The sequence below is a fragment of the Pseudomonas fluorescens genome (genome assembly GCF_005938625.1).
Classification (GTDB): domain Bacteria; phylum Pseudomonadota; class Gammaproteobacteria; order Pseudomonadales; family Pseudomonadaceae; genus Aquipseudomonas; species Aquipseudomonas fluorescens_BD.
This window is the reverse complement of record NZ_VCNJ01000022.1, coordinates 53153-67939: the sequence shown is the minus strand read 5'-3', so window position 1 is coordinate 67939 and position 14787 is coordinate 53153. Positions and strand designations below refer to the sequence as shown.

16 protein-coding genes are annotated in these 14787 nt (G+C 59.9%); 13 read left to right on the top strand and 3 right to left on the bottom strand.

The features are described 5' to 3' along the window. Positions 1-118: 118 nt before the first annotated feature. Positions 119-676, bottom strand: a complete 558-nt coding sequence (locus tag FGA82_RS14200) for a hypoxanthine-guanine phosphoribosyltransferase (RefSeq protein ID WP_141127552.1) — start codon at positions 674-676, stop codon at positions 119-121. A gap of 162 nt (positions 677-838) precedes the next feature. Here FGA82_RS14200 and upp point away from each other — a divergent pair, with 162 nt between their 5' ends. Both upp and FGA82_RS14190 read left to right on the top strand, forming a co-directional pair. Then, positions 839-1477: a uracil phosphoribosyltransferase gene (gene upp, locus FGA82_RS14195; protein WP_007912842.1), complete on the top strand. Its 639-nt coding sequence runs from the start codon at positions 839-841 to the stop codon at positions 1475-1477. Between the two features lie 2 nt (positions 1478-1479). Next, the gene (locus FGA82_RS14190; RefSeq protein WP_077574503.1) at positions 1480-2754 is read left to right on the top strand and encodes a uracil-xanthine permease family protein; all 1275 of its coding nucleotides are present in this window, start codon (positions 1480-1482) and stop codon (positions 2752-2754) included. Positions 2755-2869: 115 nt separating this feature from the next. Here FGA82_RS14190 and hemH read toward each other — a convergent pair whose 3' ends face one another. Both hemH and FGA82_RS14180 read right to left on the bottom strand, forming a co-directional pair. After that, positions 2870-3895: a ferrochelatase gene (hemH, locus tag FGA82_RS14185; RefSeq protein WP_141127551.1), complete on the bottom strand. Its 1026-nt coding sequence runs from the start codon at positions 3893-3895 to the stop codon at positions 2870-2872. A 13-nt stretch (positions 3896-3908) separates the two neighbouring features. Beyond that, entirely contained in the window at positions 3909-4811 is a 903-nt protein-coding gene (locus FGA82_RS14180; RefSeq protein ID WP_141127550.1) for a TIGR01777 family oxidoreductase, read from the bottom strand. A gap of 197 nt (positions 4812-5008) precedes the next feature. Between FGA82_RS14180 and FGA82_RS14175 the strand changes: the two genes are divergently transcribed. The 11 genes from FGA82_RS14175 to FGA82_RS14125 all read left to right on the top strand — a co-directional run bounded on the left by FGA82_RS14175 (position 5009) and on the right by FGA82_RS14125 (position 14782). Then, positions 5009-5995, top strand: a complete 987-nt coding sequence (locus tag FGA82_RS14175; protein WP_141127549.1) for an NAD(P)/FAD-dependent oxidoreductase — start codon at positions 5009-5011, stop codon at positions 5993-5995. Further along, complete coding sequence (locus tag FGA82_RS14170) at positions 5992-6207, top strand: TIGR02450 family Trp-rich protein (protein ID WP_122599138.1); 216 nt, start codon at positions 5992-5994, stop codon at positions 6205-6207. Before FGA82_RS14175 ends, FGA82_RS14170 begins: the two co-directional genes overlap by 4 nt. Positions 6208-6426: 219 nt before the next feature. Then, a complete protein-coding gene (locus FGA82_RS14165; protein WP_141127548.1) occupies positions 6427-7389 on the top strand; it encodes a YbgA family protein in 963 nt (320 codons plus the stop codon). After that, the gene (locus tag FGA82_RS14160) at positions 7389-8330 is read left to right on the top strand and encodes a MerR family transcriptional regulator (RefSeq protein WP_141127547.1); all 942 of its coding nucleotides are present in this window, start codon (positions 7389-7391) and stop codon (positions 8328-8330) included. Before FGA82_RS14165 ends, FGA82_RS14160 begins: the two co-directional genes overlap by 1 nt. 20 nt (positions 8331-8350) lie before the next feature. Continuing rightward, the gene (gene phrB, locus FGA82_RS14155; protein ID WP_171057285.1) at positions 8351-9796 is read left to right on the top strand and encodes a deoxyribodipyrimidine photo-lyase; all 1446 of its coding nucleotides are present in this window, start codon (positions 8351-8353) and stop codon (positions 9794-9796) included. Continuing rightward, entirely contained in the window at positions 9789-10211 is a 423-nt protein-coding gene (locus tag FGA82_RS14150; protein ID WP_122599142.1) for a nuclear transport factor 2 family protein, read from the top strand. The genes phrB and FGA82_RS14150 overlap by 8 nt, the downstream gene beginning before the upstream one ends. Further along, positions 10208-10990 (top strand): SDR family NAD(P)-dependent oxidoreductase, encoded by a 783-nt coding sequence (locus FGA82_RS14145; RefSeq protein WP_141127545.1) that lies wholly within the window; start codon positions 10208-10210, stop codon positions 10988-10990. The genes FGA82_RS14150 and FGA82_RS14145 overlap by 4 nt, the downstream gene beginning before the upstream one ends. After that, positions 10987-12234, top strand: coding sequence for an NAD(P)/FAD-dependent oxidoreductase (locus FGA82_RS14140; RefSeq protein ID WP_141127544.1), 1248 nt, complete (start codon positions 10987-10989; stop codon positions 12232-12234). Before FGA82_RS14145 ends, FGA82_RS14140 begins: the two co-directional genes overlap by 4 nt. Beyond that, positions 12231-13046 carry a DUF1365 domain-containing protein gene (locus FGA82_RS14135; RefSeq protein ID WP_141127543.1) on the top strand — a complete coding sequence of 272 codons (816 nt, stop codon included), beginning with the start codon at positions 12231-12233 and terminating at the stop codon, positions 13044-13046. The genes FGA82_RS14140 and FGA82_RS14135 overlap by 4 nt, the downstream gene beginning before the upstream one ends. Next, the gene (locus FGA82_RS14130) at positions 13033-14298 is read left to right on the top strand and encodes an SAM-dependent methyltransferase (protein WP_141127542.1); all 1266 of its coding nucleotides are present in this window, start codon (positions 13033-13035) and stop codon (positions 14296-14298) included. Before FGA82_RS14135 ends, FGA82_RS14130 begins: the two co-directional genes overlap by 14 nt. Continuing rightward, positions 14291-14782 (top strand): DUF2878 domain-containing protein, encoded by a 492-nt coding sequence (locus FGA82_RS14125; RefSeq protein WP_141127541.1) that lies wholly within the window; start codon positions 14291-14293, stop codon positions 14780-14782. Before FGA82_RS14130 ends, FGA82_RS14125 begins: the two co-directional genes overlap by 8 nt. Positions 14783-14787: the final 5 nt, after the last annotated feature.

Here is a 14787-nt window from a genome sequence, read left to right as displayed (position 1 = left end):
CTCCGGTGGGCGGGGCCGAGCACTCTAGCATGGGATTAAAAGCAAAAGATCGCAGCGTTCCGCAGCTCCTACATCGAACCTGTAGGAGCTGCCGAAGGCTGCGATCTTTTGATCTTGCTTACATGCCTTTAACGGCAAAGATCCCGTTGGCGTTGCGCCAGTAGCCTTTGTAGTCCATGCCATAACCGAAGATGTAGCGGTCAATGCACGGCAGGCCGACGAAATCGGCTTTCAGGTCAGGACGCGCCTTGCGGTCGTGGTCCTTGTCGATCAGCACGGCGGTGTGCACTTTGCGCGCGCCGGCGTGTTTGCAGAAGTCGATGATCGCGCCGAGGGTGTGACCTTCATCAAGGATGTCGTCGATGATCAGCACGTCGCGGTCGATGAACGAGACTTCCGGTTTGGCTTTCCAGAACAGGTCGCCGCCGCTGGTTTCGTTGCGATAACGGGTCGCGTGCAGGTAGGACGCTTCCAGCGGGAATTGCAGATGCGTCAGCAGCTTGCCGGAGAAAATCAGGCCGCCGTTCATCACACAGAACACCACCGGGTTGCTGTCAGCCAGTTGTTCGTTGATGTGTGCACCGACACGGGCGATGGCCGCTTCGACTTCAGCTTCGGTGTACAGGCAGTCAGCCTCTCGCATGATTTGACGGATATGCTCGAGATCAGCGGACATGGCGCTCTCCAGGGGTGGCGGAATTGGAAAAGCGGGCAAAGGTACGCATCCATTGAGGCCGAATCAAGCCTTTATGGACTAACGTACAGAATGTCCTATAGGACATCACCCTCGGATAGATTAATCTAGGCCGGTTTTTTTGCCCGCCGCCGGAGTTTTTCCATGCCCATCCTCGAGATCCGCCATCCGCTGATCCGTCATAAACTCGGCCTGATGCGCCGCGCCGATATCAGCACCAAGAACTTCCGTGAGCTTGCTCAGGAAGTCGGCGCCCTGTTGACCTATGAAGCTACAAAAGATCTGCCGCTGGAGTCCTACGATATTGCAGGCTGGTGCGGCACCGTGTCGGTCGAGAAAATCGCCGGCAAGAAGATCACCGTCGTGCCAATCCTGCGTGCTGGTATCGGCATGCTTGAAGGCGTGCTGAGTCTGATCCCGGGTGCCAAGGTTTCCGCTGTGGGCGTTGCCCGCAACGAAGAAACCCTGCAAGCGCACACTTATCTGGAAAAACTGGTTCCAGAAATCGACGAACGGTTGGCGATGATCATCGACCCGATGCTCGCCACTGGCAGCTCGATGGTTGCGACCATCGACCTGCTGAAGAAAGCCGGTTGCAAGGACATCCGCGCGATGGTGCTGGTTGCCGCGCCGGAAGGCATTGCAGCAGTGGAAAAAGCTCACCCGGACGTGACCATCTACACCGCGTCCATTGATGAGCGCTTGAACGAGCACGGTTACATCATTCCTGGACTTGGCGACGCCGGTGACAAGATCTTCGGCACCAAGCAGAAGGACGCGTAACCATGCAGCAAGAGTTCAACGATCCGCTCTGGCGTACGGTGCTGTCCGGCGCCCAGATGCTGTTCGTGGCTTTCGGCGCTTTGGTGCTGATGCCGCTGATCACGGGCCTGGACCCGAACGTGGCACTGTTTACCGCGGGTTTAGGGACGATTCTGTTCCAGATCGTCACCGGGCGTCAGGTGCCGGTGTTTCTGGCGTCGAGCTTCGCCTTCATCACCCCGATCATTCTCGCCAAGGGCCAGTTCGGCCTCGCCGCGACCATGGGCGGCGTGATGGCGGCCGGTTTCGTCTACACCTTCCTCGGCCTGGCCGTGAAGATCAAAGGCACCGGTTTCATCGACCGTCTGCTGCCGCCGGTGGTGATTGGTCCGGTGATCATTTCCATCGGCCTGGCCATGGCGCCGATTGCCGCAAACATGGCGATGGGCAAGGCTGGCGACGGTTCTGAACTGATCCATTACCAGACCGCAATGCTGATCTCGATGCCGGCGCTGCTGACCACGTTGATCGTGGCGGTGTTCGGTAAAGGCATCTTCCGCCTGGTGCCGATCATTTCCGGCGTGCTGGTCGGTTTTGCCATGGCGTTTTATTTCGGCGTGGTCGACACGGCGAAGATTGCCGCAGCGCCATGGTTTGCGATTCCGCACTTCACTGCGCCGGAGTTCAACTGGCAGGCGATTCTGTTCATCGTTCCGGTTGCCTTGGCGCCGGCCATTGAGCACATCGGTGGCGTGATTGCTGTGGGTAGTGTGACCGGTCGTGACTATCTGAAGAAGCCGGGCCTGCATCGCACCCTGCTCGGTGACGGCATTGCTACCACCGCAGCCGGTCTGTTCGGCGGTCCCCCAAACACCACCTACGCCGAAGTGACGGGCGCGGTGATGCTGACCAAGAACTACAACCCGAAAATCATGACCTGGGCGGCGATCTTTGCCATCAGCCTGGCGTTCATCGGCAAGTTCGGCGCCCTGCTGCAAAGCATCCCGGTGCCGGTGATGGGCGGGATTCTGTGCCTGTTGTTCGGTTCGATTGCGGCGGTGGGCATGAACACCCTGATCCGTCACAAGATCGATCTGGGCGAAGCGCGCAATCTGGTGATTGTTTCGGTGACGCTGGTGTTCGGGATTGGCGGTGTGCTGGTCGGCACCGGTACCGGTCCGGACGATTTCGGCCTTAAAGGCATCGCGCTGTGCGCGGTGGTGGCGATTGCGCTGAACCTGATTCTGCCGGGCAATGATGGCTGGAAGAACAAGAAGGCGGATGAGCCGCTGATCTAAATCCTTAGATCTGATCGTTCCCACGCTCTGCGTGGGAATGCAGCCCGTGACGCGCCGCGTCACTGGACGCAGAGCGTCCCTAGAGGCATTCCCACGCAGAGCGTGGGAACGATCATCACAACGCCAGCGGTGCTCGTTCGCAGAGAGTCGCCAAAGCCTTCGCCCATTGCCGGTCATCGTTCAGGCACGGCACCAGCACCAATTCCTCGCCCCCCGCTTCGCGGAATTGCTCCTTACCACGATCACCAATCTCTTCCAGCGTTTCGATGCAATCGGCAACAAACGCCGGGCACATCACCAGCAACTTCTTCACGCCGCTTTTACCCAGCTCATCCAGCCGCGCTTCGGTGTACGGCTCGATCCACTTGGCCCGGCCCAGACGCGACTGAAACGACACCGACCATTTGCCATCCGGCAAGCCCATGCGCTCGGCAAACAACGCCGCTGTCCGCAGGCATTGCGCGCGATAACAGGTCGCCAAAACAGCAGGCGAGGCATTCTTGCAGCAGTCGTCACTCTTGAAGCAATGATTGCCGGTCGGATCGAGTTTGGTCAGGTGCCGCTCGGGCAAACCGTGGAAGCTTAGCAACAGGTGATCGAAATCCTGCTGCAGATGCGGTCGGGCACTTTCGACCAACGCATCGAGGTATTCCGGTTGATCGTAGAACGGTTGCAGCACCGACAATTGCACGTCGAGTTTCTTCTGCCGGATCACCCGTTTCGCTTCTTCGATCACCGTGGTCGTGGTGCTGTCGGCGAACTGTGGATACAGCGGCGCCAGCGTGATGCGCTTGTGCCCCGCCGCCACCAGCTTCAGCAAGCAGGTTTCAATCGACGGTTCGCCGTATCGCATCGCCAGCTCTACCGGGCCGTGAGTCCACTGCGAGGTCATCTGCTGCTGCAGACGACGGCTGAGCACCACCAGCGGCGAACCCTCGTCCCACCAGATCGAGGCATAGGCATGGGCCGATTGCTCGGGGCGTTTGATCAGGATCAGCGACACCAGCAGACGCCGCACCGGCCACGGCAGGTCGATCACGTACGGGTCCATCAGGAATTGATTGAGGTAGCTGCGTACATCGGCCACTGAGGTTGAGGCCGGGGAACCCAGGTTGACCAGAAGCAAGGCGTGATCGGTCATGCAACGTCCTATTTCAGAGGCGGCTGGAGAGATCATCCAGGGCCGCGCGTAATTCCGTGAACTGGAAAATAAAACCCGCTTCCAGCAAGCGTGCCGGCATAGCCTTCTGGCCGCCGAGCAACAACAAAGACATCTCGCCGAGGCCGACCTTCAGCGCCAGGGTCGGCATCGGCATGAACGCCGGGCGGTGTAAAACGCTGCCCAGCGTCTTGGCAAATTCGCGATTGCGCACAGGTTGCGGCGCGCACGCATTATAAGGACCACTGGCCTGATCGCGGTGCAGAAGAAAATCAATCAGGGCGATTTGATCGTTGATATGAATCCACGGCATCCACTGCCGACCATTGCCCAAAGGCCCGCCCAGCCCAAGCTTGAACGGCAACAGCAAGCGCGACAAAAAGCCGCCCTCGGCCGACAGCACCAGGCCCGTTCGCACCATTACCACGCGGATGCCTTGTGCCTCGGCACGCTGTGCGGTTTCCTCCCAGGCAATACACAACTGACTGGCGAAATCGTCGATCACCGGCGGCGAATCTTCGGTCAGTTCGCGCTCACCGCCATCGCCGTACCAGCCGATCGCCGAACCGGAAATCAGCAATGCCGGTCTCTGCGTGCGGGTTTCAAGCCACGCCAACAGGGTTTCCGTCAGCGTGATGCGGCTGCTCCACAGCAACGCTTTGCGTCGGTGCGTCCATGGCCGATCGGCAATTGGTGCGCCAGCCAGATTGATGATCGCGTCCACAGGCTCCTCGCCGAGGTCTTCCAGACGCGCAATGCCACGCACCTGCGCGCCGCAGATCTTCGCGACCTTCTCCGGTTTGCGACTCCACACCGTGAGGCGATGGCCCTGCCCTGACCAGTGTTGGCAGAGCTGACGTCCGATCAAACCAGTACCGCCGGTCAGCAATATGTGCATGACATCTTCCTCGCGTGGCGTTTAACCCGGATCACTAGTCTATTTTTATAAGCAGGGATCTTTTCTATCGGGCAGGCTCTATTGTTTAACCATAGGCCAAGCTGTCAGAACGAGAACGCTAGAAGTTATACCAAAAAACAAAATTGTACAGGTTTCATCCACGGCGTAGTCTGTACAGAAAGGTAAACGAGGCCCCTATGACTGTACCTATCGCAATCATCGGCACCGGCATCGCCGGGCTCTCCGCCGCCCAGGCTCTGACAGAGAGCGGGCACACCGTCCAGTTATTCGACAAAAGTCGCGGCAGCGGCGGGCGCATGTCGAGCAAGCGCAGCGACGCCGGTTCGCTGGACATGGGCGCGCAATATTTCACCGCGCGTGATCGGCGCTTCGTCACCGAAGTGCAGCGCTGGCAAAGCCAGGGCTGGGTCGCCGAGTGGACGCCGCAGCTCTACACCTATCAGGGCGGGCAACTGAACCTGTCGCCGGACGAGCAGACCCGTTGGGTCGGCGCGCCGCGCATGAGCGCCATCACCCGTGGCTTGCTCGATGGCCTGGAAGTGCATTTCGCCTGCCGGATCACCGAGGTCTATCGCGGTGAAGAACATTGGCACTTGCAGGATGCCGAAGGCTTCACCCACGGGCCGTTCAGCCACGTCGTGATCGCCACCCCGGCACCACAAGCGACTGCCCTGCTGGCCGCTGCACCGAAACTTGCCGGGGCCGCCGCCGGGGTGAAAATGGACCCGACCTGGGCCGTCGCCCTCGCTTTCGAAACACCACTGGATACGCCGATCGAAGGCTGCTTTGTGCAGGACAGCCCACTCGACTGGCTGGCGCGCAACCGCAGTAAACCAGGGCGCGACAACACCCTCGACACCTGGGTGCTGCATGCCACCAGCGCGTGGAGCCGGCAACATATCGACCTGTCCAAGGAAGCGGTGATCGAGCAACTGCACGGCGCCTTTGCCGAGTTGCTGCACAGCGCGATGCCCGCTCCGAGTTTCAGCCTCGCCCATCGCTGGCTCTATGCCCGCCCCGCCACCGGTCATGAATGGGGCACGCTGGCCGATGCCGATCTGGGCCTGTACGCCTGCGGCGACTGGTGCCTGTCCGGGCGTGTCGAAGGCGCTTGGCTGAGCGGTCAGGAAGCCGCAAAGCGCTTGCACGAACACCTGCAATGAACCGCATCAATCCGCGTAAATTGCTGCTGTCGAAATGGACAGCAGCTCACCCGCAGAACCGTGAAAAACACTTTCTGGTGACCGAACTGTTCCGTGATGAGGAAGGCACGGTGCTGGAAGTCGAGTTGCAGGCGGTGTTGACCAAACGTGCCGAACGATTCGATTGGCAGACGCTACAAAACAACGCTGAATGGCTGCAGGGCTGGAAATAGCCACCGACCATTGTGGGAGCGAGCTTGCTCGCGAATGCGGATTAACATTCAACAGATGCATTGACTGACAGACCGTATTCGCGAGCAAGCTCGCTCCCACAATGAACTGCGTTAAACCAAAAAAGTTATACAAATAATTTGACTTGTACACCCATGAATCTATGCTGAGCAAAGTTGTACAGAGATCAACCTCTGTACAGGTATAGATTCGAGGTGCCCATGTCTGATCCTTGCGTAGCCAAGCCAAAAATCGCCATCAGCGCCTGTCTGCTGGGTGCCGAGGTGCGCTACAACGGTGGGCACAAGGAATCACGACTGTGCAGCCGCACCCTCACCGAGCATTTCGATTTCGTCCCGGTGTGTCCGGAGGTCGCAATCGGCCTGGGCATTCCTCGCGAACCGATCCGCCTCGTCGGCGAGGCCGAACATCCACAAGCGGTCGGCACGGTGAACCGGGCGATCAACGTCACCCAGCCACTGGCTGAGTACGGCGAGAAAATGGCCGCCGAACTCGATGACCTCTGCGGCTACATCTTCATGCAGCAGTCGCCGTCCTGCGGTCTGGAACGGGTCAAGGTCTACCACGCCAACGGTGCCCCGGTGAACGGCGGCGGGCGCGGGATCTACGCCCAGGCGTTCTGCGCCCGTCATCCGGATCTGCCGGTGGAAGAAGCCGGGCGCCTCAACGATCCGGTGCTGCGCGAGAATTTCATCACCCGTGTGTTCGCCTACAGCGAATGGCAACAAGTCCTCGCCAATGGCCTGAGCCGGCGCGCTCTCACCGAATTCCATTCGCGCTACAAATATTTGCTGATGGCGCACAACCCGCTGCAATACAAGGCGCTGGGCAAACTGTTGGGCAACATGGCCCACAGCGATCCCACCGAACTCGGCCCGCGCTACTTCAGCGAACTGATGGCGGCGCTGAAAAAATGCGCCACCCGCGGCACGCACTGCAACGTGCTGCTGCACATCAGCGGTTATCTGAAACAGGTAATCAGCGCCGAAGACAAACAGGAAATGCAACACGTCATCGGCCAGTACCGCCAAGGCATCGTGCCGCTGGTGGTGCCGTTGACGCTGCTCAAGCATCACTTTCGCCTCCATCCGGATTCGTACATCGCGCAACAGGTTTACCTGCAACCGCACCCGGAAAACCTCAGCCTGCGAAACGCAATCTAATGAACGACAAACTCGATACCAGCGCCCAGGAAGACCTTGGCGCGGATTTTAAGAAAGCCCTCGACGAGGGCTGGCTGCCGATCCGCGAAGTCGCCCGGCAGACCGGCGTCAACGCGATCACCCTGCGCGCGTGGGAACGCCGCTACGGGCTGGTCGTCCCGCAACGCACGCCCAAGGGGCACCGGCTGTATTCGGCCGAACATGTGCAGCAAATTCTGACCATCCTTACCTGGCTCAACCGTGGTGTTGCCGTCAGTCAGGTCAAACCGCTGCTCGACGCACCGCAGGCGTTCAGCGAGTCGGTTGAAAATGACTGGCAGCGCTTGCGCCAAACCCTGCTTGCAGCCGTCACGCAGCTCAATGAACGCAGTCTCGACGACAGCGTCAATCAGGCCATGGCGCTCTACCCGCCACGCACCTTGTGCGAGCAATTGTTGATGCCGCTGCTGGCGGAACTGGAGCAGCGTTGGCAGGGCCAGTTCGGCGCGCAGATGGAACGGGTGTTCTTTTATTCGTGGTTACGCAGCAAATTCGGCACACGCATCTACCATAACAATCGTCAGTTACATGGCGCACCGCTGTTATTGATCAATCATTCCGACCTGCCACTGGAACCTCACCTGTGGCTGTGCGCGTGGCTGATCAGTAGCGCTGATTGTCCGGTGCAAGTATTTGACTGGCCGCTGCCGGCGGCCGAATTGGCGCTGGCGGTCGAACATCTGCAAGCCCGTGGCGTACTGCTGTATTCCAGCAAAGCCATGAACCTTGCGCAGTTGCCCAAGCTACTCAATGGAGTCAGTTGTACAAAAATGCTGGTCGGACCAACGGTATGCATCCACCACGCCGAGTTGTCCGTAAGAACTTCCGAGATGGCCGATGTGTTCCTGGCTGAAGACGCGCTGCTCGCGCACCAGGTACTCGTTCAGCGCGGGCTGATTTAATGGACGCAGTGAGTTCCGACATGCAATTGATCTGGCTGCGCAGCGACTTGCGCCAACATGACAACACTGCCCTCGCGGCCGCCGCCGCGCGCGGCCCGACGGTCGCCGTATTTCTGTTGAGCCCGCAGCAATGGCTTGAGCATGACGATGCAGCGTGTAAGGTCGACTTTTGGTTGCGTAACCTGCGGGAGTTGAGCTCAGCCCTCGGAAAACTCCACATCCCGTTGCTGATTCGCACTGCAACCCATTGGGATCAGGCCCCGGCAGAACTGCTCAAGCTCTGCCAGCAGCTGAAGATAGCGGCGGTTCACGTCAATGAGGAATATGGCGTCCATGAAAGCCGTCGCGATGCAGCGGTGGCCGAAACACTGAAGGCCGAGGGCATCACCTTTCACAGCTATCTCGACCAGTTGCTGTTCAAACCCGGCAGTGTTCTGACCAAGACCGAGAGTTACTTCAAGGTGTTCAGCCAGTTCCGCAAAGTCTGTTACGAACGCCTGCATCGCTCGATGCCGGCGTTGGTCAAGGCCCCCGGAAAACAGGCAAAACTTGCCATCGACAGCGACCCGATTCCCGACTCCGTCAAAGGCTTCGCCACACCGAGCCAATCCTTGCGCGATCTGTGGCCGGCCGGTGAACAGGAAGCCCGGCGCCGCCTCGACACCTTCACCGACGTGCAGATCGACTACTACCAAAGCGAACGTGATTTTCCGGCCAAACCTGGCACCAGTCAGCTCTCGGCGTATCTGGCAGCGGGCGTAATTTCGCCGCGCCAGTGTCTGCATGCCGCCCTGCAAAGTAATCAGGGCGAATTCGAAAGCGGCAAGGTCGGTGCCGTCACCTGGATCAATGAACTGCTGTGGCGCGAGTTCTACAAGCACATTCTGGTCGGCTACCCACGGGTCTCAACGCATCGCGCTTTCCGCCCGGAAACCGAAGCGTTAGCCTGGCGTGATGCGCCGGAGGATCTCGCCGCGTGGCAAGAGGCACGCACCGGTCTGCCGATCATCGACGCAGCGATGCGCCAATTGCTCGAAACCGGCTGGATGCACAATCGCCTGCGCATGGTCGTGGCGATGTTCCTGACCAAAAACCTGTTGATCGACTGGCGCGAAGGCGAACGCTTTTTCATGCGCCACCTGATTGATGGCGATCTGGCGGCGAACAACGGTGGCTGGCAATGGAGTTCGTCGACGGGCACCGATTCGGCGCCGTATTTCCGCATCTTCAACCCGCTGAGCCAGTCGGAAAAATTCGACAGCGAAGGCCTGTTCATCAAGCACTGGCTGCCGGAACTGGCCAACCTCAATAAAAAGGAAGTGCACAACCCGGCCAACCTCGGCGGCTTGTTCGGCGCTGCGGACTATCCGTCGCCGATCGTCAACCTCAGCACCTCGCGTCAGCGCGCGTTGGCGGCCTTCAAGAATCTGCCTTCGCGTACGTCTTCAGGAGGTGATGATGAGTGAATTCCTGCGCCGCTTCGCCCGGCAATTTTCAGCGTTGAACAAAGACAACCTGCAAAGCCTGGGCGAGCTGTACAGCGATGACATTCATTTCACCGATCCGCTGCACGAAGTGCAGGGGCTGGCACAACTACGCGACTATTTCGGCGAGCTATACGCCAACGTCAGCGAACTGCGTTTCGACTTTCATGGTTTCGACCAGATCGGCGACTGCGAAGGTTACTTGCGATGGGTCATGAGTTATCGCCATCCGCGCCTGGCGGGTGGTCGTTTGATACGCGTCAGCGGCTGCTCGCACCTGCTCTGGCGTGACAAGGTTTATCGCCACCGGGATTACTTCGATGCCGGGGCGCTGCTGTATGAACACTTGCCAGTATTGGGCCGGGTCATTGCCTGGCTGAAAAGGAGAATGGGATGAGTCGTACACCTCCACGGCGTTATTGGTTGACCGGGGCCAGCAGTGGCATCGGCGCGGCCCTGGCTGAGGAAATTCTGAAAACCGGTGCGCATCTGGCGGTCAGTTCCCGTCAGATCGCACCGCTCAAGGTCTTGTCGCAACGCTATCCAGGGCAGGTTTTAGTAGTGCCGGGGGATCTGACGAACAGTCAGACAGTGCGCGAAATCGGTGAGCAGATCGCCGAGGACTGGGGTTCGCTGGACTCGGTAATTCTCAACGCGGGCACCTGCGAATACGTCGATGCCAAGCAGTTCGATTCCTCGATCATCGAGCACGTGGTGCGCACCAACCTGCTCGCCAGCAGTTATTGCATCGAGGCCGCGCTGCCGCTGCTGCGTAAAGGCACCGCGCCGCACCTGATCGGCGTGGCCAGTTCGGTCACCTACCTGCCGCTGCCCCGCGCCGAAGCCTATGGCGCGTCGAAGGCCGGTTTGCGCTACCTGTTCGAGTCATTGCGCATCGATCTGGCCGACGAAGGCATTGAAGTCACCGTGGTCAGCCCGGGTTTTGTCGAAACACCGCTGACCGCCAAGAATGATTTCCCCATGCCTTTGAGCTGGCCTGTGGATAAAGCCGCGCGGCACATCTTCGCCAAGCTCAAGGACCGGCCATTGGAAATCGCCTTTCCGGCGCTGTTCATGGCCGCGCTGTGGCCGCTATCGAAACTTCCGTCCAGGGTACAACTGGCAATCGGCAAGCGCATGGTGCGCAAGTCCCCACCGCTGACGGATCCGACATGAAAATCGCCATCGTCGGCAGCGGCATCGCCGGGCTGACCTGCGCCTACCTGCTCAATCGCCGCCATGACGTTACGGTGTTCGAGGCCAGCGACTGGATCGGTGGCCACACGCACACGGTCGACGTCACGGTCGCAGGACGTCAGTACGCTGTGGACACCGGTTTCATCGTCTTCAACGACTGGACCTACCCGAATTTCATCCGCCTGCTCGGCCAGCTCGGCGTCGCGTTCAAGCCGACGGAAATGAGTTTCTCAGTCACCGACCCGGACACCGGCCTGGAATACAACGGCAATAACCTCAACAGCCTGTTCGCCCAGCGTAGCAACCTGTTTTCGCCCGGGTTCTGGGGCATGTTGCGCGACATTCTGCGCTTCAACAAAGAAGCCCAGCGCGACCTCGTCGAACTGCGCATCGCCGCCGACACCACCCTCGACGAATACCTCAAGGCCGGCGGTTACGGCGAGCGTTTCATCCTGCATTACATCGTGCCGATGGGCTCGGCGATCTGGTCGATGCCAATGGCGGAGATGCTCAATTTCCCGCTGCAGTTTTTTGTGCGGTTCTTCAAGAACCATGGCTTGTTGTCGGTCAGTGAGCGGCCGCAATGGCAAGTTATCGAAGGCGGCTCGAGCGCCTATATCGCGCCGCTGACGGCAGCGTTCAAGGAGCGGATTCGTCTCAATTGCCCGGTAACCCGGGTTGATCGCGACGTGCATGGCGTAGTTATCCACAGCCCGGCAGGCATTGAGCATTTCGACCAGGTGGTATTCGCCTGCCACAGCGATCAAGCGTTGAAACTGCTGGCGGTCCCGAGCGAAGCCGAACGCGCGATCCTCGGCGCCCTGCCCTACGCCGACAACGAAGTGGTGCTGCACACCGACAGCCGTTTGCTGCCGACGCGAAAACTGGCGTGGGCGAGCTGGAACTATCGGCTCAGCGGCGCCGGCCACACCCACGCCGCCGTCACCTACGACATGAACATTCTGCAGGGCATACAGAGCGACACCACGTTCTGTGTCAGCCTCAACCAGAGCGCCGGCATCGGCCCGGACAAAGTGCTTGCCCGTTACACCTATGCCCATCCGCAATTCAGCCTCGCGGCAGTGGCGGCGCAAAACCGCTGGGGCGAACTGGATGGCGCGCAGCACACGCATTATTGCGGCGCCTATTGGGCCAACGGTTTCCATGAGGACGGTGTCGTCAGCGCCTTGCGCGTGGCCGCCGCGTTCGGGGAAACCTTATGAACAGCGCCCTGTACAGCGGCTGGATCGGCCATCGGCGCTTCTCGCCGCGCCGTCATGAATTCCGTTATCGGATCGGTTTGCTCTACCTCGACCTCAGCGAGCAGGACGCCGTGCTCGCAATGTCGCCGCTGGCCGGGCGCAGTCGCTTTGCGCCGTTTTCCTTTCGCGAGACGGACTACCTCAAGAGCTTTACCGGCCGAGGCATGCGCCTGATCGATGCAGTGCGTCAGCAGGTCGGCATCGCCATCGGCCACGAACCGCAAGGCTCGATCTGCCTGCTGACCCAGGCGCGCAGTTGGGGGTTGTCGTTCAACCCGGTGAGTTTCTTTTATTGCCATGAAGCCGACGGACAACTGGCGGCGATTGTCTGCGAAGTCACCAACACGCCGTGGCGCGAGCGCTATCACTACGTGCTGCCGGCGCGTACGCCCGTCGACCTGCAGGATTTCCATCAGCACTTCGCCGTGGCCAAGGCCTTTCACGTTTCTCCGTTTTTGCCGCGCGATCTCGAATACCGTATGAGTTTCAGTCCCGCCGCGCAAACCCTAGGCGTGCACATGGCCGACTGGCAAGGCGAGCACAAATTGTTCGACGCTACCCTCAATCTGCAACGCGAAAGTCTTGATCGTCGCAGCCTGCACCGTTACCTGCGGCGTTTTCCGTGGATGACCGCGAAAACTGCCTTGGCGATTTATTGGCAGGCGCTGCGACTGCTGCTCAAACGCGCACCGCTCTTTGCTCATCAGGCTGCCGACGGCAGTTTTCAAACCGCCACTGTGCCTCCCAAGGAGCACCGCCATGAAATCCTCTAGTCTGTCGGTCAGTCGGTTCAGCACCAACGGTTTGACCGGTTCGCTGCTGCGTCGTGGCGTGTTGCGCCAATTGGCGCAGCTCAAACACGGGCAACTGTTGGTGATCGAGGATGGCGAACGGCTGATGTTCGGCACGCCGGGCAGTGCCTTGCTCGGGGAAATCAATGTGCTCGACTCGGCCGTCTGGGGCATGGTCGCCGGCAACGGTTCGATTGGTGCCGGCGAGGCCTTTATTCACGGTTATTGGAGTTCGCCTGATCTGACCGCTGTGGTGCGCGTGTTCGTCAGCAATCTGGACGTGCTCGATGCCATGGAGGGCGGCCTGGCACGCCTCGGCCGGCCGTTGGTGCAAGGTCTGCACTGGCTCAACCGCAATACGCGCAAGGGTTCGCAGAAAAACATCGCCGCGCACTATGACCTCGGCAACGATCTGTTCGAGCAGTTTCTCGATCCGACCATGATGTATTCGGCGGCGCAGTTCCTTACGCCAGAAGACAGCCTCGAACAGGCGCAGCTGAACAAGCTGGAGCGGATCTGCCAGAAACTCGCGCTGCAACCCGGCGACCATTTGCTGGAGATTGGCACCGGTTGGGGCAGCATGGCGCTCTACGCCGCACAAAATTACGGTTGCCGCGTAACCACCACGACCCTATCGAAAGAGCAGTACGCGTTTACCGCGCAACGCATCGAACAACTGGGTTTGCAGGATAAGGTCACGCTGCTGCTCAAGGACTACCGCGACCTGACCGGCGAATACGACAAACTGGTGTCGATCGAAATGATCGAAGCCGTCGGTCACCGCTTCCTGCCAACCTACTTCAAACAATGTGCGCACCTGCTCAAGAGTAACGGCCTGATGCTGATCCAGGCGATCACCATTCGCGAACAACGCTACGAACAAGCCAAGCGCGGCGTCGATTTTATCCAGCGTTACATATTCCCCGGCGGTGCCCTGCCCTGCGTGCAGAAAATGCTCGAAGTGGTCAGCCGCGACACCGACATGAACCTGCTGCACATGGAAGATTTCGGCCTGCATTACGCCAAGACCCTGCGCCTGTGGCATGAGAACTTTCGCCGCGCCCATGGCCGTTTGAGCGAGCTGGGTTACGACGATTACTTCCTGCGTCTGTGGGAGTTTTACCTGTGTTACTGCGAGGGCGGTTTCCTCGAACGCACCATCGGCACTGCGCAATTGTTGCTGGCCAAACCGGCCGCGATGACGGCGCCGCTGCTCGGACGCTTCGATGCTTGAGCGTGTCGCCAATGCCGTGTTGTTCCAGCTCGGCTGGCTGACCTGCGTGCTCGGCGGCAACAGTTTGTGGTTGTTGATCGCGTTGGCGGTGCTGGTGATTCATCTGCGCTGGATCAGCAGTTGGGCGGCTGAAGGCCGTTTGATTTTGAGCGTGGTAATTGTCGGCACCGCTGTGGACAGTTTGTTGCGCGGTGTCGGCGTGTTCGAGTTTCAGGATCAGTCGCCGCTGATTCCGCTGTGGCTGATGCTGCTCTGGGCACTGCTGGCGACCACGTTGCGTCATTGCCTGGCCTGGAGCGCCCGGCCATGGTGGCTGGCGAGTGTGCTGGGGGCGGTCGGCGGCGCGTTGTCGTATTACGCTGGCGGGCGACTGGCCGGGGTGCAATTTCCCTATGGCGAGTTACCGACGCTGATCGGCATCGGCCTGCTCTGGGCGCTGCTGTTTCCGCTACTGCATGCGATGGCGCGGCGGCTGGCGCACTGAGCGTC